The following is a 21,885-nucleotide window of genomic DNA, read 5'->3' as shown; positions in this document are numbered from 1 at the left end:
TCATTGAAAGCATTAATCATCGGGGTTTCGGGGCAAGATGGAAGCTATTTGGCTGACTTTTTACTAAAGAAAGGCTATGAGGTTTTTGGGACTTCCAGAGATGCTCAGGGAAGTGTCTTTCGAGGGTTAAGCTTTTTGGGGATCAAAAATGAAGTGCATTTGCTTTCTATGGACCCTGAAGATTTTAGATCTGTATTGGTAGCGATAAAAAAGTCCAAACCAGATGAAATTTACTTTCTGGCAGGGCAGTCGTCTGTTGGTTTATCCTTCGAGCAGCCTGCAGAGACTATTCAGAGCTTTACCATTGGAATTCTGAATGTGCTTGAAGCAGTGAAAATGGAAGCCCGCGGGATAAAAGTTTATCATGCAGGCAGTTCAGAGGCATTCGGAGATACCGATGGTGAAGCTGCAAAGGAAACAACCCCATTTAAGCCTCGAAGCCCATACGCCTTAGCAAAAGCATCCTCAACCTGGCTGGTAGATAATTATCGGGAGGCTTATGATTTATTTGCCTGCACTGGGATTCTTTTTAATCATGAATCTCCATTGCGACCGGCGCGCTTTGTCACACAGAAAATTATCCAAACTGCCAAAAGAATTTCAGATGGTTCAAAGGAAAAACTCATTCTAGGTAGGTTGGATGTTTCAAGAGATTGGGGATGGGCCCCGGAATATGTAGAAGCCATGTGGCTTATGATGCAGCAGGAAAACCCAGATGACTACATTATCGCCACAGGAAAGACCCAAAGCCTAGAGGAGTTTGTTTCAAAGGCATTTGAGGTATTAGGTCTGGATTGGAAAAATCATGTGGCTCAGTCTGCAGATTTGATGCGACCAACAGACTTAAGTGTATCCAAAGCTGATCCTTCCAAAGCCAAAAAACATTTAGGCTGGGAAGCAAAAAAAGGAATACAGGAGGTTATAGAGGGAATGATGTAGTCTTTGGTACTCTGGAGGCCTTTTGTAATTCAGCTTGGTTCTTCAATTAGAATTTTGCTCGCAAGCGCGCTTATAATTAACCACGAAGTACACAAAGGGCACAAAGTGCTCGCATAATTTGGAGCACGGAGGACCACGGAGGGATGCACAGAGGACCACGGAGTGCTCGCAAGCTTGCTTATAATTAACCACAAAGGACACAAAGGACACAAAGTGCTCGCAGGCTCGCTAAATTGTTACACAGAGTTCCACCGAGGTAGCACAGAGGACCACGGAGTGCTGGAAGGCTCGAATAATTTGTAGCACAGAGTTTCACGGAGGAATTTCACAGAGTCTCACAGAGTGCTCGCAGGCTCGCTTATAATTTACCAGGAAGGACACAAAGGACACAAAGTGCTCGCAGGCTCGCTAAATTGTTACACAGAGTTCCACCGAGGTAGCACAGAGGACCACGGAGTGCTCGCAGGCTCGCTAAAAATTGTAGCACAGAGTTTCACGGAGGAATTTCACAGAGTCTCATAGAGTGCTCGCAAGCTTTCTTATAATTAACCACAAAGGACACAAAGTGCTCGCAGGCTCGCTAAATTGTTACACAGAGAACCACAGAGGTAGCACAGAGGGCCACGGAGTTTAATTGAGAAAAATATAAGAACAGCCTCGGTGGCTCTTGGTGACAGAGAAAACAAAACTCGGAGGCTATCAATACCTTCTCTCCCGAAATGCTTCGGGACAAGTTGTGGCTCTTGATGTTCAAAACCCTAGTTGCCTCAAATAAATAATGACTGAAGATTTACTCACCAAGCAAGTTATAGGCGCTGCGATTGAAGTTCATCGGCATTTAGGACCTGGTCTTTTGGAATCTTCTTACCAAAAATGTCTTCAATACGAATTAGAGAAAAGAGGCTTATCAGCCAGAAGAGAAGTGCCTGTCTCTATTCAATATAAAGATTTACTTGTTGAAAATGGCTATCGTATTGATTTATTGGTAAATGAAGAATTGGTTATTGAGACAAAAACAGTTGAAGAATTAAACGATATCCATCTAGCTCAAATTCTTACCTATTTGAAGTTTGGAGGTTTTAAAAGAGGTCTTTTACTCAATTTTAAAGTCATCAAAATGATCGATGGCATCAAAAGAGTTTCTTTATGAAACGCAATGGCTCTCTTCCTGCCTCAGGCAGGTCCTCAAATAATATTAAAAAAACTCTGTGGCTCTCTGTGTTTCCCTGCCTGCGGCAGGCAGGTCGGAGCCCCTCGGTATCCCGAAAAAATAGACCTTTTTAACCAAAGAAATTCTCAGCTATTCTCTATCTGCCATAAGCAGGCGCATCCATAACAATATAATAATTCTGTGGTTTTCGGTGCATCTCCGTGGCCCTCTGTGACCAAATTATATGAAAACAGCATTAATAACAGGAATTACCGGCCAAGACGGCTCTTACCTAGCCGAACTACTTTTAGAAAAAGGCTACCAGGTCCACGGTATCAAGCGCCGGGCCTCTTCCTTTAATACCCAACGAATAGACCATCTCTATCAGGACCCGCATGAAGGACATGTAAATTTCCACCTACATTATGGTGATCTGACGGATTCTACCAATATCATCCGCATTATCCAGGAAGTGCAACCCGATGAAATCTACAACCTTGGAGCCATGTCACATGTAAAGGTTTCCTTCGACTCTCCGGAGTATGTAGCCAATGTGGATGGAATAGGGACCTTAAGAATATTAGAAGCAGTACGGATATTGGGCTTGGAGAAAAAGACTCGAATCTATCAGGCTTCTACCTCCGAACTCTATGGAGGCATGCCTGAGAATAAAAATGAAAAGGGTTTCTATGATGAAAATTGTCCTTTTTACCCTCGTTCCCCTTACGGCGTAGCAAAGATTTATGGGTTCTGGATCACTAAGAATTACCGAGAAGCTTATGGCATGTACGCCTGCAACGGCATTCTATTCAACCATGAATCCCCAAGAAGAGGGGAGACCTTTGTTACCCGCAAGATTACCATGGCTGCTGCGGCCATTGCCTTAGGTAAGCAGGATTGCTTGTATTTGGGAAATCTGGATGCGCGACGGGATTGGGGGCATGCAAAGGACTATGTAAAGGCCATGTATCTAATGCTACAGCAAGACCAGCCCGAGGACTTTGTTATAGCCACTGGCCAAACCACCAAAGTCCGAGACTTCGTCCAAATGGCCTTCGCTCATGTTGGCTTCACCATCCGATGGGAGGGAAGCGGAGTGGATGAGGTCGGAATCCTGGATTCGGTGGACGAGAAGAAATACTTCGAAGCAACAAAAAGAGCGTTAAAAGTTAAAAGTTCAGCGTTAAGCAGTGGTGAAGACGACGGCTTAACGGTTCCTGCCCGCCGTGGCGGGAACGATTTAACGCTTAACGATTCATCTCTAGAAGACCTAATACCTAAGATCGGCTCTACCCTAATCAAAGTAGACCCTGAATATTTTAGACCGACAGAGGTCGACCTCCTAATCGGCGACCCAAGCAAAGCCAAAACCCAACTCGGCTGGAAACCAGAATATGACCTCAAAGGTCTTGTAGAAGATATGATGCTTGGAGATATTTCAATTATTACTAGAAGTAACTCATAAAAAACTCTGTAGTTCTCGGTGGTACTCCGTGATAAACAAAAATTTTAATATGAACCTTGGAACTTACAACCTTGAACACCGAACCCTGAATAATCAATTTATCCTTAAACTTCGATTCATCAATTCGTCATTTAAACAGTTCATCAACTGTAAAGGGATTGGTTGAGGATATGATGAAGGGGGATTTGGGGCTTCATGGTTAAAAGTTCAAAATTCGACGTTGGTCAACCTTGAACTTAGAACCTTGAACTGATTAACTCATATATATTTAACTTTTGAATAATCTGTGAAACGTATTCTTGTCACCGGCGGAGCCGGATTTCTTGGTTCCCATCTCTGTGATCGTTTGATCAAAGAAGGAAATGAAGTTCTTTGTGTAGATAATTTATTTACAGGAAGAAGGTCTAATATTCACCATCTTTTAAATCATAAAAATTTTGAATTTCTCCGACACGATATCACTTGGCCTTTGTATGTCGAGGTAGATGAGATTTATAATTTAGCCTGTCCAGCTAGCCCCGTTCATTATCAGTTTGACCCGGTTCAGACGACCAAGACCTCTGTATTAGGAGCGATTAATATGCTGGGTTTGGCGAAACGACTCAAGATAAAAATCCTTCAAGCAAGTACCTCTGAGGTCTATGGTGATCCTGAAATCCATCCCCAGCCCGAGTCCTATCGTGGCTCAGTAAGTACAACCGGTATTCGTGCCTGCTACGATGAAGGTAAACGCTGTGCGGAGACACTTTTCTTTGATTACCACCGTCAGCATGGAGTCGAGATTAAGGTAATGCGGATTTTCAATACTTATGGTCCTCGCATGCATCCGCAAGATGGGCGAGTGGTTTCCAACTTTATCGTACAGGCATTAAAGGGGGAGGACATTACTATCTATGGAGATGGGAAGCAAACCCGAAGTTTCTGCTTTGTCGATGATAATATAGAAGGAATGTACCGTCTGATGAATTCCAGAGATGGTTTTACCGGGCCTGTGAATATTGGCAACCCTGGAGAATTTACTATGCTGGAACTTGCAGAACTGATTCTTGAATTGACTGGAAGTAAAAGTAAGCTCCAATTTCTACCCTTACCGCAGGATGATCCTATGCAACGAAAACCAGTCATCGACTTAGCGAAAAAGGAGTTGAATTGGGAACCCAAAGTAGATTTGAAAAAAGGCCTTGAAAGTACAATTGACTACTTTGATCAACTGCTTAAAACCAATTATTAATAATTTTTAAAAAAGGCTTCAAAAGCCTATCTGATTAAGTTATAAAATGAGACCAACAAAAAATATCTGCTGTATTGGTGCTGGCTATGTAGGTGGGCCTACCATGTCTGTGATTGCTCAGAAAAACCCTTCTATTAAGGTAACCTGTGTGGATTTAAATGAATCTAGAATAAAAGCATGGAATGATGAAAACCTAGAGAATCTACCCATTTATGAACCTGGATTAGCTGAAGTAGTAGCGGAAGCTCGGGGAAGAAATCTCTTTTTTTCTACTGATGTGGACAAAGCCATAGATGAGGCGGATATGATTTTTATCTCAGTCAATACGCCTACCAAAACCTATGGAGAAGGAAAAGGCATGGCAGCTGACCTAAAATACATTGAACTTTGCGCTAGACAGATTGCCAGAGTGGCAAAGGATGATAAAATCGTTGTCGAAAAATCCACCCTTCCGGTTCGAACCGCTCAGGCTATAAAAAGTATTCTTGATCATACGGGTAATGGGGTTAATTTTCAGATTCTTTCTAATCCCGAGTTTTTGGCAGAGGGCACAGCCGTACAGGATTTGCAAAATGCAGACCGGGTATTGATTGGGGGAGAAAATACGGAAGAAGGCAAGCAAGCAATGCAAGAATTGGTAAATATTTACGCCAGCTGGCTTCCTAAGGATAGAATTTTGACGACCAATGTATGGTCTTCAGAGCTTTCCAAATTAGTAGCCAACGCCTTTCTGGCACAGCGGGTATCTTCCATAAATGCCATTTCCGAACTCTGCGAAGTCACCGAAGCAGATGTGCAAGAAGTGGCAAAAGCGATTGGTAAAGACAGTAGAATTGGTCCGAAATTCCTCAATGCGTCCGTAGGCTTCGGAGGTTCTTGCTTTCAAAAGGATATTTTAAACCTTGTCTATATTTCAAAAAGCCTGGGATTAAATGAGGTAGCAGACTACTGGGAGCAGGTCATTATCATGAATAATCATCAGAAAAACCGCTTTGCACGAAAAATTGTCAAGACGCTTTATAACACTGTAGCAGATAAAAAGATCGCCTTCTTGGGTTGGGCCTTTAAGAAGGATACCAACGATACTCGTGAAAGTGCAGCGATTTATGTGGCAGAAAAATTACTGCATGAGCAAGCCAATATCACCATATATGATCCTAAGGTCAAGGAACAACAGATTTTTACTGATTTGGAATATCTGGGAAGCTTGGATCCAGAAATCTTTAAACAACGTGTAACGGTTGCATCTGATCCCTATCAGGCAATGGAGGATGCACATGCGATCGCAATCTTAACCGAATGGGATGAATTTAAGAGCTATTACTGGGAAAAAGTCTACCAGAAAATGATCAAACCTGCTTTTGTTTTTGATGGGCGAGGAGTTTCAGATGGACTTAACTTGGTTAAGATTGGTTTTGAATTATTTAGGATAGGAAAATAAAATAGAACAGTTTACTAGCATTCGATCTATTTTTTAAGCTAAATCAGTCATCTACTTGGGTCACCCAAAATAGTAAAGCTTGCCTCTGTTGAATCCCTAAATACAATCTTCCCTTATTGAATGAGGTTAGGATAACTGAAGAAATTAAAAAAATAAGGAATGTCTCTTCAAATAAAACTTAAAGAAGGAATAAAATTTTCTTGCGAAAATAATCAGACGATTATTGAAGCTGCTTTACAAAATGGAGTTTTCCTCGATCATAGCTGTCTAACAGGTCGGTGCTCTTCTTGTAAATTAAAAGTGCTTAGTGGTGAGACAGTTACCGAATCTGATGAATTACCTTTAAGTTCAGAAGAAAAAAATCAAGGTTATATTTTAAGTTGTGTAAGAAAGCCAATAAGTGATATTGAATTGGAGGCAGAGGATCTTAGTCAGTATGGTTTTTCCAATCCAATTACTATCCCTGCAAAAATAAATACCATTAAATCACTTACCCCAGAAATCATTCAGGTAAATCTTCGTGTTCCACCCAATCAAAAGGTAAACTTTCTAGAAGGTCAATATTTGAATGTCCTTTGGAATGGTATCAAACGAAGTTACTCTATCGCTTCTCCAACAAATTCTTCAGAAATAGAACTAATCATCAAAAATTATGAAGGGGGGGCTATGAGTGCCTATTGGTTTGAACAAGCTAAACCAAATGATTTGTTGAGATTGGAAATACCGAAAGGTACATTCTTCCTCAGAAATCATTCAGATAAAGACACTTTGGTTTTATTAGCTACTGGAACAGGAATAGCTCCAATAAAAGCAATTTTGGAAAGTCCTTCAACGCAGGAAAAGCTTAAGGAATTCAATAGAGTCATTGTACTGTGGGGGATGAAATTTGAAAGGGAAATATTCTGGAAGCTAAATCAAGATAATGTTGAATTCATTCCTGTATTATCCCGTGAAAGTCAACCCAAACACTATATCCAGGATAAACTTTCTGATTTAAAAATAAACTGGACCAATACAGTAGTATATGCATGCGGCTCGTATCAAATGATTCAAGCAGCTAAAAAAAGGACTTTAGAATTAGGATTAAACTCAAACCATTTTTACTCAGACGCTTTTGTCGCGTCAAATTAAACCAATTATGAAGGCAGTAATATTAGCAGGTGGCTTAGGCACCCGATTAAGTGAAGAAACTTCTATTAAGCCTAAGCCTATGGTTGAAATCGGTGGGAAGCCCATCCTATGGCATATTTTAAAATTGTACTCTGCTCATGGGGTAAATGATTTTATCATTTGCTGTGGCTACAAAGGTTATGTCATCAAGGAATACTTCGCCAATTACTTTCTGCATCAGTCTGATGTGACTTTTGATATGACTACCAATTCAATGGAAGTCCATCAGAAGCGAGTGGAACCTTGGAAAATTACCTTGGTAGATACAGGTGATGAAACCATGACCGGAGGAAGACTGAAAAGGGTATATGATTACATCAAAGACGAGGAGGCATTCTGTTTTACGTATGGGGATGGAGTAGGTGATGTGGATATAAAAAAATCCATTGATTTTCATTTTGCTCATGGTAAACAAGCAACCATGACTTCCACTTATCCTCCGGGAAGATTTGGAGCATTAGAATTAGAAGGAGATCAAATCAAAAGTTTCAAAGAAAAACCGAAAGGAGATGGTGGAATGATAAATGGTGGCTTTTTTGTCCTTTCTCCGAAGGTTATTTCGCGAATAAAAAATGATTCAATTAGTTGGGAACAGGAACCATTGATGTCCTTAGCTCAAGATGGGGAATTAATGGCTTTCCGTCATGAGGGATTCTGGCAACCAATGGATACCCTTCGAGACAAGATGAAATTGCAAGAATTGTGGGAATCCAATCAAGCCCCTTGGAAAATATGGGAATGAGAAAAGTGGATGAGGCTTTCTGGAAAGGGAAGCGGGTGTTTTTGACCGGTCATACTGGGTTTAAAGGCAGTTGGTTAAGTCTTTGGCTTTCTTCTATGGGGGCGATAGTGAAAGGTTTTGCATTAGAACCCGACACGAATCCAGCGATGTTTGAGGTGGTTCGAGTTTCTTCTTTAATGGAAAGTGAAATCGGAGATATTAGGAACCTAGAGGACATTTCAAAATCGATGAAATCCTTCAATCCAGATATTTTAATACATATGGCTGCACAACCCTTGGTTCGTCTGTCTTATGCTCAACCTGTAGAAACTTATGCTACTAATGTGATGGGAACAGTTCATGTACTGGAAGCAGCAAGAAGTTGCTCTAATCTCAAAGCTATTGTTTCTGTGACTACAGACAAAGTCTATGAAAATCAGGAATGGGTTTGGGGCTATCGCGAAAATGAACCCATGGGAGGATACGATCCATACAGCTCTAGTAAAGGATGTGCAGAATTGGCAACATCAGCATATAGAAGATCCTTTTTTTCGACAGAAAATGCTCCTGCCTTAGCTTCAGCTCGTGCAGGAAATGTAATTGGTGGAGGAGATTGGTCAGCTGATCGACTAATTCCTGATGCGATTAAGGCTTTTGAAAAAGGAGAACCTGTAATCATTCGAAACCCTTTGGCTACCCGTCCTTGGCAACATGTTCTTGAGCCTTTGAGTGGATATTTGATGCTTGCAGAAAGCCTTTACAAGGAGGGAAAGAAGTTTGCCGAGGCTTGGAATTTTGGGCCAGAGGACAAAGACTGTAAATCCGTTGAGTGGATTTTAGACCAATTGGTTTCTGATTGGGGAGGAAATGCTTCATGGAAACTGGATGAAAATCCCCAACCTCATGAGGCCAGATTCCTCAAGCTGGACTGTTCCAAAGCAAAAGCTGGTCTGAATTGGTACCCCAAATGGGAAATACAGGAAGTAATTCACAAAATTTTTGCATGGCATGTTCACTTTTCAGGTGGTTATGATATGCAGGAGTATAGTTTAAATGAAATAAAAACCTACAAAAAATTATAATGGAAGTATCCTTGGATTTAAGAACCCAGATTCTAGAGTTGGTTGATAAATATGCCCAAGAAAAGTATGCTCCAAAGGATTTTGTCCCTGGAGAAACTGTTATTCCACCTTCTGGAAAAGTAATTGGTTCTGAAGAATTAAAAAACATGGTTGAAGCTTCTTTAGATGGTTGGTTGACTACCGGTCGCTTTAATGAAGCATTTGAAAAGAAATTAGCTGAATTTTTGGGAGTTAAGTTCGCGCTTTCGGTCAATAGCGGGTCATCTGCCAATCTAGTCGCATTTAGTACGCTTACTTCTCCAAAATTGGGTGATAGAGCTATCCAAAAAGGGGATGAGGTGATTTCAGTAGCTGCGGGATTCCCTACCACGGTCAATCCAGCGGTGCAGTTTGGAGCAATTCCAGTGTTTGTGGATGTGGGTTTGGCAACGCACAATATCAATGCAGACCTGATTGAGGCGGCTATTTCTCCTAAGACCAAAGCTATCATGTTGGCCCATACCTTGGGTAATCCATTTAATCTGGACAAAGTCACTGAAATCTGTAAAAAATATAACCTTTGGCTGGTCGAAGATACCTGCGATGCTTTGGGGGCTACTTACAATGGTCAAAAAGTAGGGACTTTTGGAGATATAGGAACTTTGAGCTTTTATCCTGCACACCATATTACCATGGGAGAAGGAGGTGCTGTATTTACCAATAATGCCCAATTGAAGGTCATTGCTGAATCCTTCCGGGATTGGGGTCGAGATTGTTATTGTGCGCCGGGCAAAGACAACACCTGTGGTTGCCGATTTGCACAGCAGCATGGGGATCTACCCTTTGGTTATGACCACAAGTATGTGTACTCCCATGCTGGCTATAATCTAAAGATCACAGATATGCAAGCTGCCTGTGGACTGGCCCAATTGGATAAACTTGAAGGATTTATTCAGAAGCGTAGAGAAAACTTTGTTTACTTAAGAAACCGACTGGAATCTCTTTCAGAGTTTATCCATTTGCCCGAGGCTACCCCAAATTCTGAACCGTCTTGGTTTGGATTCCCTATAACACTTAAGGATGGTTGTGGAACAGAACGAGTTCAATTGACTCAATATTTGGATCAGCATAAAATTGGGACGAGGTTACTGTTTGCCGGCAACCTAATCCGTCAGCCCTATTTCAAGGGAGTCGAATACCGGGTGGTAGGAAGCCTAAAAAATACGGATAAGACCATGCGCGATACCTTCTGGATTGGATTGTATCCTGGATTAGGTTCTGAGCATTTTGAGTTTGTTGCTGAAAAGTTAGAAGAGTTTTTTGGATTGAATTTCTAATGAAAATCTTTGTTACAGGAGCAACCGGCTTTATTGGTTCTAATTTTTTAAAAAAATCAATTTTTGAGGGCCATGAAGTAATTGGTTTAAAAAGATCTCCTGACAGTAATATAAGAATTAAATTAGAGAAAGAACCAATTTGGTTAGTTAAAAGTCTGGATAAAGTAACAAGGGAAGATTTATTAGGTGCTGATGTAGTAGTTCACTTAGCAGCACATTCTATGTCTCCGCCTTACGATACGCTGGAAAATTGTATGTATTGGAATGTCTTGGCTCCTCTAAAGTTATTCAATCAAGCAATAGAAGCTGGAGTTAAAAGATTCGTGGTAGCAGGAAGCTGCTTTGAATATGGCAAGTCAGGAGAAGATTATGAATTTATTCCGGTAAATGCTCCCTTGAAACCTACTCTAACTTATGCAGCCTCAAAAGCGGCAGCTTCAATTGCATTTTACCAATTGGCAATAGAGAAGAAACTAGAATTATCCATTCATCGAATTTTTCATGTATATGGTCCAGGAGAGGCAGATTATCGACTTTGGCCATCATTGAAGAGAGCTGCTGAAAATGGGGAGGATTTTCCAATGACTCTTGGGGAACAAGTTAGAGATTTTATTCATGTCGATGAGGTAGTAAATCAATTATTAGATTACTGTTTTGAAGGTAAAATTGAATCTGGTAAGCCCTTAGTGAGAAATTTAGGTACTGGGAAAGCTCAATCCATTTTAGAATTTTCAGAATCTTGGTGGAATAAATGGGGGGCTAAAGGAAAGCTTCTAGTTGGCCAATTGCCTTATAGAAATGGTGAAGTAATGCGTTACGCACCTGAAGTTTAAAAAATGAAAAACAAAAGCCTTGTTCTTCAAATATTAATACCCACCTATAATAGGGCTAAGAGGTTAGAAAAAAATGTCTCATTAATATCAGAGCAGATTCTAAAATATGGTCTTAATGATAAAGTTGGTATTATAGTTAGTGATAATTGTTCACCGGATGATACATGGTCAAAACTACTAAATCTTAGGGATTTGTATTCAGAGATAAATCTTCAGATTTATAGACAAAATAAAAACATAAAATTAGAGCCTAATGCTGTTTTTACACTAAAAAAAGCTTCTGCTCCTTATATCATGTATACTGGAGATGATGATTACATTGATAAATCTTATCTAGCAAGACTTATTGAAGTTATAGAAAAGGATAGTAATTTTTCGTGTGCAATTAGTGGACATATTGGTGTGGCTCCTGGTGAAATAAATAGGAATGTGAGGGTGATGCCTTTCGATGAAAAGGTATTTAAACCTTCCTACAAAAACACCTCTTATCTTTCTCATTTTTTTAGTCAAATGAGTGCCTTAGTATTTAAACGAGAAGATTTATATGAAACCTATATAGCAAATGATAAACTGAGGAATATATATCCATGGATATATTTTGGTGTTTTCAATGCCTTAAGAGGTAATACGTATTTTTTAGCTAACCAAAAAACACAAATAACTGATTTTGAAGTTAAAGATTGGAGCTATGATGAATTAGGACTTATTGAAGATATTATGAAAAATTTTTCTATTCTTAAATTCAATAATTTCTTATACAAGCCATATCTACAAATAGGATTTTGTTATTATGCTATGAATAGATTTGAAGCAGCAAAATCAAAAGGATTTATATTTTTTTTTAAACAATTAATTAGAGTTGAACACATGAGTTTATTTACAAAGCTATTTGTCTTTAGTTTCTCTTATTACAAAAGTCTGAGAAGTAAATTTTAGTGAGTTTATCTATTAAATCTTTTAGTGGTGCCAAATGGATGGGATTTGCGAGAATCTTTAATCAGGTAATACAATTACTTGTTACCATTATATTATCTCGTCTTTTAATGCCAAGTGAATATGGATTGGTTGGTATGTCTATGGTTGTCATTGGATTTGGAAATATTTTTGTTGAATTAGGTTTAGGGGGTGCGGTTATACATAATCAGGAGAGTAGTAAAAGAGATAATAGTAATATATTTTGGTTCAATGTACTAGCTGGCTTTATTCTTTCTGCTATAATATTTTTAACTGCACCTTATGTTGCAAGATTTTATTCTAATGAAGAATTAATTCCTGTAATTAGAGTCCTTTCTATCGCTTTTATTATAAACTCTTTTAGCATAGTACCTAGGTCTTTGCTCTTAAAAAAATTTAAATTTCAAACAACTTCTTTAATAGAGATTATGGCAACTTTAATCTCTGGAATCTTTGGAATAATATTAGCCTTAAACAATTTTGGAGTTTGGTCTTTAGTTTACTCTTATATAGTATTAAAAATAATTCAATCCCTCACTATTATATTGTTGTCAAAATTTACACCTATTTTTGTTTTTAATTATGGTGAAGTAAAAGGTATGATTAATTATGGTTTAAATGTTACAGGGTTTAATTTTATAAATTATTGGTCTAGGCAGAGTGATACTTTATTAATTGGTAAATTTTTATCTGCAAGTAGTCTTGGCCTATATAATAGAGCTTATGGTCTTATGCTATTACCAATAACTCAAGTTACTCATGTTCTTTCACAAGTTATTTTTCCTGCTTTTGCTTCTATACAAAATGATAGCGTTCGTATAAAAAATGCTTACCTAAAGTTACAAAGTGTTGTTAGTTTTATTTGTTTTCCCATTATGATGGGGTTAGCAGCTTTGGCTAGTGAGTTAACTATGGTCTTGTTTGGAGAACAATGGGCAGGAATGGTATTGACTTTAAGAATTTTATGTTTTGTCAGTTTAATCCAATCATTGGCAAATTCTACTGGATGGTTGTATACTGCTACAGGAAATACTAAAAAGTACTTACATATTGGAATTGTCAATACTTTAGTTACCGTCACTTTTATTTTTTTAGGGGTGTTATGGGGTAGTATTGAAAAAGTGGCTATATGCTATTTGATTGCAAATGTTTTTATGTTTATACCCCTTGTAAATTGGGCCGGTAAAAATATTGAAATGAGTATCCTTGATGTTTTTAAAAAGATATACAGTCCTCTATTTTTAAGTGTTTTAATGGGGGTAATTATTTTTCTCACTGTTTATTACCTTAAAGAATATTATAATGATATTACAAGACTTTTTATTGGAGCAGTTATAGGGGCTATTTTTTATTTGGGTTTTGCTTTTGTTTTTAAAATGAATGCCTTTATTCAGGTAAAAGAAGTTTTGTTATATTCAAAAAAATAACATGTCTCTAGATATTATTATACCCACTTATAATAGAAATTATAAAGTTTTAGAGCTATTAAACACCTTATTACAAGATAATAGCCTAAATTATGTTTCTTATAAAATAATTGATAATGATTCAGATAGGTCTGTAAAGGAGACCATTATCCATGAAAGTCCTAATCTGCTTGCCTGCAATAATCTTAAGATTATTACGAATAAAAAAAATGTGGGTTTAGGCGGTAATATTATGCGTTGTTTTGAATATGCCGAAGCCGATTGGACGTGGATTATTGGTGATGATGATCCGATAAGTATACAAAGCATTAATTTAGTTTTAGGAATTTTAAACAATGCAAAGGAGAATGACAAACTTATAAATTTTTCTAGTCCTTGGGTTGATAGAAATGAAAATAAAAATTGTCATGGTCTTGATGACTTTTTAAATCAAATAGATTCTTTTCAAAATGCGATTTACTTATGTACTTCGATTTACAGAACTGCTGATGCTCAAAAGTATATAGAATTTGGTTACAAATACATTCATACGCTTATTCCTCACTTTTTTATACAACTTAAAATGATTGAATCTAACTGTATAGCTAAGTTACTTAAAGACGACATATTTTTAGGAAACTCTGATAAAGGAATGGGAGGCTGGTCAATTATAGACTTTCAATTGAATAAAAATCAAATTTTAAACTATCCATTCAGCCTCAATAAAAAATCTTACAAGACATTAGAAAATTTATTAGTTCTAGACAGGCAGCCACTAAAAACATATTATCATAAAATACTTTCTGCTAATACATATCCCAATTTCTTAAAAGGAAAAATAATTAGAAAGATATTTGAAGAAAATAGAATGTTATATATCGCTAAATCTAAAAAGGAATGGATTAGTAATCTTACTTACTACTTTTTATCCTTTACAATATGAATGGTTTTTAAGCTATTGAAATATAATGAGTAATAAGAAAAAAATACTATATATCACGGAAGCACCTCTTGAGACAACTTTCTCTGGAACTGCAAAGTATATAAGAGATGGGTTTGTTGAAAATGGTTTTGAGGTCATAGAATGTATTTCACCTTTACCTATTTTAAAAAATGTAAATTTAAAGAAATCTTTATACTATAGAATTCTAAAAAAAATTTACATATACAAGCGAGACCGAAAAATCATTAAAAAACATTTTTATAATTTAAATAATAAGATAGAAAATATTGAATATGATTTAATTTTTTCTCATTTTGAATGGAATCTTTGCTATTTAAATTCTGACAAACCTATATTTTGTTGGCCTGATAATTTTTTTACAGATTTTGTTAATTTTTATACTAAGCCTTGGGCAAAAACTTCTATTCGTAATGGTATTGAGCAGAGTATAGCTTATTATAAAAAGGCGACTGCTACTTTTTACAGTTCTGAATGGGCATTAAATACAGCTCAAAATACAGAATGGGTAAATAGTCCGACCTATTTTATACCATATGGAATAGGCGTGGAAAAAAATATAACTGATGAAGAATTATTAAGGTCTAAAAATAAACAAAACAATAATTTACAAATGGTTTGGATTGGATTAGACGCTGAAAGGAAAGGCTTAAAAAAATCCATTGATATTGTAAAATTGTTAAATTTAAAAGGAGTAAACACAACTTTAAACGTGATTGGTATCAATGGTAAAAGTTCTGATAATATTAGGTTTTATGGAAAACTTTCCAAAAAGAATAAAAATGAGTTATTACTATTTCAACAAATTCTAATTGAGGCAGATTTGATGTTATTCCTTACAAAAGCTGATTGTACTCCAATGGTCATAGGAGAAGCTTTATCTTATGCTGTTCCTGTGATTAGTCATGATGTTGGAGGCATTGCTTCTTTGATGAATGAAGATTGTGGTAAATTATTTGATCTCAAAGCCACAGCAGAACAAATTTCTGAATGGATAGTAACATACCAACAAAAGCCTGAGAAAAAGGAAGCGATGCAGGAAGCGGCCTTAGCTTTTGCCCATGATAAATTATCCTGGAAACACTCTATGGCTAGAGTTTGTAGCTTAATTCAAAGTCATATTAATGGCTAAAGGTATTTATTTAATTACAGAGCCTGCTTGCCTCAATCCTTTTTCCGGGGCTTTTCAACACATTTCGGTTGGTTATAAGCAATTGTCCGTATCCTATGATATGACAGCCTATTTAAACCACCAAAGCATAAATTTAAGTAATTACAAAACAAATGAATTTCCCCAAAAAAAAGGCGAGAACATTATAAGTATAAAAAAAAGAGGTGTATTATATGGTACAGTAAAAGACCTTCAGCTTATAATTCAATATGTTTTAAATATTGCTATACTTTACAAAGTGCTAAAAGGTAAAGACGTAAATTTTATATATGAACGAACAGCGTATATCAATTTTTCGGGTTTAATTGTTGCCAAATTTTTGGGTATCCCTCACTTCTATGAAGCTAATGGTATACAATATAAAGGCAAAGAAAAGTATTATAAATCTTTACTTTCCCCAATCATTAAAAGATTAGAAAAATGGATGTATAAAAATTCAACACATGTGTTTTTTGTAGGGTCCTATGGTCTATATTGGAACCTAAAGTCTAAGAATTGGTCAAATATTGAAAATGGTGTTGAAAGCAAATTTCTAGAGTTTTTTAAAGAAAAGAAAAAGAAAATATTAAAACCTTTAAATCTTTGTTTTATTGCGAGATTAATGGCGCACCAAAGACCAGATCTATTGATTGAAGCACTGCGGAATGTAAAAGATCATGAAGATATTGTATTGCACCTGATTGGTTCCGGACTAGAGAGCATTAAAGAAAAACTAAAAGATAAAATTAAAGTGGTGAATCATGGCTTTCAAAACAGAGAGGCCATAAAACACATATTACATGACATGCATGTAGGCATTATTGCCGGCAGTCCCGAATACCAGTCTACCATGAAAATATTTGATTATGGCGTAGCCAAATGTGCTGTAATAGCTCCCGATATTATAAACCTAAAAAATTGGTTTGAACAAGAAGTTTTATTTTTTGAAAAGAATAATTCTTATGCACTAGCTTTAGAAATTGATATTTTATTGGAAAATCCTAAAATTATCAAAGAGTATGGTGAATCTCTATACGAAAAAATTGAAAATAATTTTACCTGGGATAAAAATTACTATGATGTTATAACAATTATAAGTAGAAGCATAGAATAGTCACCATATTTTGAAAAACAAAACTCTAAAATACAATCCTCACCTAGACGGACTAAGAGCTTTAGCTTTTATACTAGTCTTTTTATATCATACAGAATCTAGTATTTTCCCATTTGGCTGGATAGGAGTTGATCTTTTTTTTGTACTATCTGGTTTTCTCATTACTAGAATTTTAATTAGTAGTCTTGATTCTAATATTTCTTTGAAAAAATATTTAAAGGTATTTTACACAAGAAGAATTTTAAGAATATTTCCATTATATTATTTGACCGTAATCTTTTTCATAATAGTTTTTCCTTTCTTATCTCAATTTTTTCAAACCTCAACTAACCATAATGGGTTAGCAGACGATCTAATTTGGTTCATCATTTACTTTCAGAATTTCATTATTGGTTTTAGAGGGGAGTATTTTAATCCTGGATTTTTAAATCATTTTTGGACTTTATCAATTGAGGAACATTTTTATTTATTTTGGCCATTTATATTGTACTTTTTTAGAAAAAAACATTTTTAAAATAACTATATTACTTATAGTTTTGGTATTGTTATTTAGAATAATATCAGTTTTTGCCGGTGTAGATACACTTTTAATACATGTCAATACGTTTTATAGATTAGACACAATATTGCTAGGTTGTTTGTTAGGAATTTTTGCTGAGGATTATCCTTTATATAATTTAAAAACATATTCCAAACGGACTTTAAGGTTAATTTTATGGGTTATAATAATTTTCAGTTGTACTTTGGGTAGCTTTAAAGACTATGAATATATACAAGCTTTTAATTACATAATATTAGGATTAATGTTTACGGCACTTTTAGCTATTATCAATTATTTTGGTGATAGCTTTGATTTTTTGAAGAACAAAAAGTTAATATATATAGGTAAGCTTAGCTACGGATGTTATGTGTATCATTATCCCTTGATTTTATTATTTAAAAATAGGTTAGATAGTATTTTTATTAAATTTTTTGATAATTTCATCATCGTACATTTATTGAGAGATATTCTATTGTTATTATTAACTATTCTGGTCAGTCATCTGAGTTTTAAACTCTTTGAATCTAAATTCTTGAAACTAAAACAAAAATTTACTTATAATTAAATTATGGTTCTTAGAATTCATTATAATTTTGATTTAAAAGGTGGTGCTGAATTTGATATTCTTAAAATATTAGATGTTTTTGAAAAATATGGTGGTGAATCCTGGAAGAATTATCTACTTCTTTTAACAAAAGAAACGAAGGGTTTTAAATCAAAACTTTATGGAACTGATAAAATTATTTTTTATAAAACGGAAAAAGAATTAAAGGGTTATTTAAATGAATTAATATTAAAATTAAAAGTTAAAATAATTCACATTCATTCACAACCTTATAAAAATTTAACCAAGCTAATTTTAGATTTAGGATTACCAACCTTTCGGTCTATGCATGAAGCTATGATTATATGTCCGGGTTGGTCAAAATATTGGTTAAAAGATGATAAACCATGCCAAATATCTTTTAGCAAAAAGTGTCTTATTAACGCTTACACAAAGATGTGTACACGCTCTAGAAACCCTAAAAATCTATTTGAAGCATATCAAAATGTTAAATATGAAACTGAAATTGCTGTTAAGAAATATGAAAGAGTATTTGTTTACTCTGATTATATGAAAAACGAAGCCATATCTACTAACATTCCGGCAGGTAAAATTGTAAAAGTACCTTCTCCTCAATACGACCATTTTAAAGATATTCATAAAAATATAGATGAAAAGGTTTCAATTGTTTATAGTGGTAGATTGTCAAAGCAGAAGGGGATCAAATATTTAGTTGAAGCTGCTCATATGCTTAAGCAAAATGATTATGTTAATTTTGAGGTTCTGATCTTTGGTGATGGACCAGATAAGGATAGCCTGGTCGCACAAACAACGCAATTGGACCTAAATGATAAAATAGTATTTTATGGCTGGGTAGAGAGAAAACAACTCATTGAACATTATAAAACTTCACATATAAGTGTCATTCCCTCAACCTATCCTGATAATTTTCCAAACACAGTAGCAGAGTCTATGCTCGCTAAAATGGTTGTAATTGCTTTTGATTCAGGTGGTACTTGCGAATGGTTTGATGACGGTTTAAGTGGTTTTAAAACAAAGACAAAGAATGCAATCGGTATATTTACTGAGTTACAAAAACTAATGAAATCCAAAAATAAAATTTTAAAAATTGGTGAGGCAGCAAGAAATAAAATTTTATCTACACATTCTTTAGGGAGTACATTTGATACTTATAACAAATATTATAATAAAGTATTAAAATAGATTTATACAACTGTTACAGGATAAAGACACCTATCAATCTTTTGCTAAAAATGTAAGATAAATAGTTTTAAATGTATATAGTGTTAAGAAACATATAGGAAAGTTTGGTAGATATTTACAAAAGGGTTTCAGCTTAATGAAAGTTTCTTTAGTTACAGACGGTATTTATCCCTATGTAATAGGAGGGATGCAAAAGCATTCGTATTATTTAGCCAAGTACTTTGCTCAACAAAAAGTATATGTAGAGGTGTATCATTATGTGCCAAGTGATAGAGAAGATATGCCGGTGCCATTTACCCAGGACGAATTAAAATTTATCCAACTCATAAAAATTGATTACCCAAATCCGGAGAAGTTCCCCGGACATTATTTGTATGAACGTTATCAATACTCTAAAGCAGTCACGCAAGCGCTGGTAAAAAGAGATGCTACCGATTTTATTTATGCCAAAGGGTTTTCAGCCTGGCACCTTTTAAGATATCGAAATAAGCTTAGAATTAAACAATCCGTTGGTGTTAATTTTCACGGCTATGAAATGTTTCAACGCTGGCCAGATTTTGCAACAGGGATGAAACTGCAAATACTAAAGTATCCTGTTTATGCAAATATGAAACGAGCTAACTATTTATTTTCCTACGGCGGTAAAATATCTGATCTAATAAAAACTAAAGGCTTTAAAAATAAAATAATAACCATTCCCACCGGCATAGATGCAAATTGGCTTTCAATCCAAAGTCCAGCATACGATACTCAAACCATAAAATTTTGCTTTGTGGGTCGTTTTGAACGAAGAAAAGGCATAGAAGAACTCAATCATGTTTTATCTAGTTTGGGCGATGAATTCAAATTTGAGTTTCATTTTATTGGTCCCATACCTGAAGCGTTTAGGTTTAAAGACAACAGAATTCAATATCATGGCCCTGTTTATGATCAGGAACAAATACAAACTATACTTCAATCTATAGATATTTTGGTATGCCCTAGCTACTCAGAAGGTATGCCCAATGTAATTTTGGAAGGTATGGCTTCCGGCTGTGCCATTATTGCTACAGATGTTGGTGCGGTATCAGAGATGGTGGATTCATCTAATGGTTTTCTTATTGAAGGGAACATTATTGAAGGGTTGAAAAATGCTTTTGCTTTCTTCTTCTCTTTAGATAGCTCAGAGTTAAATGAAATGAAACTTAATTCCATAAAAAAAGTAAAGGAAAGATTTACCTGGGATAAGGTAATTAAAGAAACTATTTTAAAGATTGAAGAATGTCTTTGACTATTTTGAATAGTTTTTCTCACTTTAAGTTACTAGCTTTTATTTTTGCAATCGTTATTGGAGGTGTATTAGCGGGTTTTATAGGTGCTTTTGGGATTTTTCTTTTTTCTTTTCTTTATTTAAAGAATCAGCGATTAGAATTTCTGCTGATTGTATTCTTACTTACATTTTTTCTTGGCGACAATATTGATGGACCATTATCATTTGCCAATAATCTTCGGTTTTTATTGATTGGATTTAGTGCAGTTTACTTGTTTAAGAAGGGTCTATTAAAGTTTAATTTCGGTTGGAAGATAGGCTTATTTACGTTTTTTGGATTATTTGTTACCGCCTTATTTTCGCCGCTTGGAATTCTAGCTATTAGTCGTGCTATTGCTTACCTTTTGATGGCTTTGATTATTTTTAAGTTGGTTGATCTGCTTTACATGAAAAATCCATTTCAGCTTGAAAGACTAGTCTTTAGCTTCCTTTTGACTTTTATCATTTTAAATTTTATCACGATTCCATTTAGGGTTGAAGGAGTATTTTATCTGGTTGGTCGTTTTAAAGGATTGATGAATAATCCCAATGGACTTGGCCTGTTACTAATGTTTTTTTATCCCATTCTAGATTTACTTCAAAAGAGAAATAAATTTTTTAAAACTAATAAAGGATTCCTAATAGTGAAGGTTTTGATCTTTGGCATGTTGTTTTTATCGGGAAGTAGAACGGGAATGCTGGCTATTCTTATTTATCAAGTAAGTGTTTGGCTATTTGATTCCAAGCGATTGTTGATTCCTTTTCTTTTGGTTTTACCCCCCTTACTTTATGTTGTTTCAACAGTGGATTTGATTGAGATCTTTACCTCCTTGGGTTTTGAACAGGAATTAAGGTTAGATACCTTGAGTACAGCAAGCGGACGGACGGAAGTATGGGAGGTGGCTTGGGAAGAAGTCTTGCGTCATCCTGTATTTGGTCAGGGAATGATGTATGATAATTATTATGTTAGGGAATATCGTTCGATGTTTATTGGTGAAAATGCGGCTAGGCATTGGTATGGGGTATGGAACTCCTACCTTAGTTTATTATTGAATGTAGGTTTTATTGGCATAGCACTTTACCTTTTGTTTTTATTTCGTTGCTTCCAACGATCTACGGATAAGAAATTGGCTTTTGGATTTCTCTTGTTGATACTTTCATCCGCGGTTACCGAGTCTTGGATGGCTGCATCCATGAATGCCTTTACGCCTTTACTTTTCCTTTATTTTGCGATGCAGCAGCAATTTATTTATAACCCCATTCATGAAGAATATATTGATCCTATACACTCGACTGACAGGGTATTGGATGGCGTGCATGCGTCATGATTATCATAGGACCGGCAATCAATACTT

At 35.7% G+C, this 21,885-nt stretch carries 19 protein-coding genes; all 19 read left to right on the top strand.

Annotated features, from left to right (window positions below):
• The first annotated feature begins 3 nt into the window (after window positions 1–3).
• On the top strand, window positions 4–939 hold the full coding sequence (locus CDH51_RS03065; protein ID WP_100627201.1) for a GDP-mannose 4,6-dehydratase: 936 nt from the start codon (window positions 4–6) through the stop codon (window positions 937–939).
• A gap of 778 nt (window positions 940–1,717) precedes the next feature.
• Window positions 1,718–2,089, top strand: coding sequence for a GxxExxY protein (locus tag CDH51_RS03060; protein WP_100627200.1), 372 nt, complete (start codon window positions 1,718–1,720; stop codon window positions 2,087–2,089).
• Window positions 2,090–2,333: 244 nt separating this feature from the next.
• Complete coding sequence (gene gmd, locus CDH51_RS03055) at window positions 2,334–3,554, top strand: GDP-mannose 4,6-dehydratase (protein WP_100627199.1); 1,221 nt, start codon at window positions 2,334–2,336, stop codon at window positions 3,552–3,554.
• Window positions 3,555–3,840: 286 nt separating this feature from the next.
• On the top strand, window positions 3,841–4,785 hold the full coding sequence (locus tag CDH51_RS03050) for a UDP-glucuronic acid decarboxylase family protein (RefSeq protein WP_100627198.1): 945 nt from the start codon (window positions 3,841–3,843) through the stop codon (window positions 4,783–4,785).
• 46 nt (window positions 4,786–4,831) lie between these two features.
• Window positions 4,832–6,226, top strand: a complete 1,395-nt coding sequence (locus CDH51_RS03045) for a nucleotide sugar dehydrogenase (protein WP_100627197.1) — start codon at window positions 4,832–4,834, stop codon at window positions 6,224–6,226.
• Window positions 6,227–6,385: 159 nt separating this feature from the next.
• Complete coding sequence (locus CDH51_RS03040; RefSeq protein WP_100627196.1) at window positions 6,386–7,357, top strand: 2Fe-2S iron-sulfur cluster-binding protein; 972 nt, start codon at window positions 6,386–6,388, stop codon at window positions 7,355–7,357.
• 7 nt (window positions 7,358–7,364) lie between these two features.
• Window positions 7,365–8,138 (top strand): glucose-1-phosphate cytidylyltransferase, encoded by a 774-nt coding sequence (rfbF, locus tag CDH51_RS03035; RefSeq protein WP_100627195.1) that lies wholly within the window; start codon window positions 7,365–7,367, stop codon window positions 8,136–8,138.
• A complete protein-coding gene (rfbG, locus tag CDH51_RS03030) occupies window positions 8,129–9,199 on the top strand; it encodes a CDP-glucose 4,6-dehydratase (RefSeq protein WP_100627194.1) in 1,071 nt (356 codons plus the stop codon). Before rfbF ends, rfbG begins: the two co-directional genes overlap by 10 nt.
• Window positions 9,199–10,515: a lipopolysaccharide biosynthesis protein RfbH gene (gene rfbH / locus CDH51_RS03025; RefSeq protein WP_100627193.1), complete on the top strand. Its 1,317-nt coding sequence runs from the start codon at window positions 9,199–9,201 to the stop codon at window positions 10,513–10,515. The genes rfbG and rfbH overlap by 1 nt, the downstream gene beginning before the upstream one ends.
• Window positions 10,515–11,348, top strand: coding sequence for an NAD-dependent epimerase/dehydratase family protein (locus tag CDH51_RS03020; protein ID WP_100627192.1), 834 nt, complete (start codon window positions 10,515–10,517; stop codon window positions 11,346–11,348). Before rfbH ends, CDH51_RS03020 begins: the two co-directional genes overlap by 1 nt.
• Window positions 11,349–11,351: 3 nt before the next feature.
• A complete protein-coding gene (locus CDH51_RS03015; RefSeq protein WP_100627191.1) occupies window positions 11,352–12,284 on the top strand; it encodes a glycosyltransferase in 933 nt (310 codons plus the stop codon).
• The gene (locus tag CDH51_RS03010) at window positions 12,284–13,729 is read left to right on the top strand and encodes an MOP flippase family protein (protein ID WP_157807031.1); all 1,446 of its coding nucleotides are present in this window, start codon (window positions 12,284–12,286) and stop codon (window positions 13,727–13,729) included. The genes CDH51_RS03015 and CDH51_RS03010 overlap by 1 nt, the downstream gene beginning before the upstream one ends.
• A gap of 1 nt (window position 13,730) precedes the next feature.
• Entirely contained in the window at window positions 13,731–14,651 is a 921-nt protein-coding gene (locus tag CDH51_RS03005) for a glycosyltransferase family 2 protein (protein ID WP_100627189.1), read from the top strand.
• Between the two features lie 25 nt (window positions 14,652–14,676).
• A complete protein-coding gene (locus tag CDH51_RS03000) occupies window positions 14,677–15,801 on the top strand; it encodes a glycosyltransferase family 4 protein (protein WP_100627188.1) in 1,125 nt (374 codons plus the stop codon).
• Window positions 15,794–16,933, top strand: a complete 1,140-nt coding sequence (locus CDH51_RS02995; RefSeq protein WP_100627187.1) for a glycosyltransferase — start codon at window positions 15,794–15,796, stop codon at window positions 16,931–16,933. The genes CDH51_RS03000 and CDH51_RS02995 overlap by 8 nt, the downstream gene beginning before the upstream one ends.
• Before the next feature lie 10 nt (window positions 16,934–16,943).
• The gene (locus CDH51_RS20400; protein ID WP_157807030.1) at window positions 16,944–17,447 is read left to right on the top strand and encodes an acyltransferase family protein; all 504 of its coding nucleotides are present in this window, start codon (window positions 16,944–16,946) and stop codon (window positions 17,445–17,447) included.
• 595 nt (window positions 17,448–18,042) lie between these two features.
• The gene (locus CDH51_RS02980) at window positions 18,043–19,242 is read left to right on the top strand and encodes a glycosyltransferase family 4 protein (RefSeq protein WP_100627184.1); all 1,200 of its coding nucleotides are present in this window, start codon (window positions 18,043–18,045) and stop codon (window positions 19,240–19,242) included.
• Window positions 19,243–19,378: 136 nt separating this feature from the next.
• The gene (locus tag CDH51_RS02975; RefSeq protein ID WP_100627183.1) at window positions 19,379–20,512 is read left to right on the top strand and encodes a glycosyltransferase family 4 protein; all 1,134 of its coding nucleotides are present in this window, start codon (window positions 19,379–19,381) and stop codon (window positions 20,510–20,512) included.
• Window positions 20,513–20,937: 425 nt separating this feature from the next.
• The gene (locus CDH51_RS02970; RefSeq protein WP_198514251.1) at window positions 20,938–21,858 is read left to right on the top strand and encodes an O-antigen ligase family protein; all 921 of its coding nucleotides are present in this window, start codon (window positions 20,938–20,940) and stop codon (window positions 21,856–21,858) included.
• Window positions 21,859–21,885: the final 27 nt, after the last annotated feature.

This window comes from Algoriphagus formosus (assembly GCF_002807035.1).
Lineage (GTDB): Bacteria > Bacteroidota > Bacteroidia > Cytophagales > Cyclobacteriaceae > Algoriphagus > Algoriphagus formosus.
The sequence above is the reverse complement of the archived record's forward strand: the minus strand, read 5'-3'. Positions and strand labels throughout refer to the sequence as shown.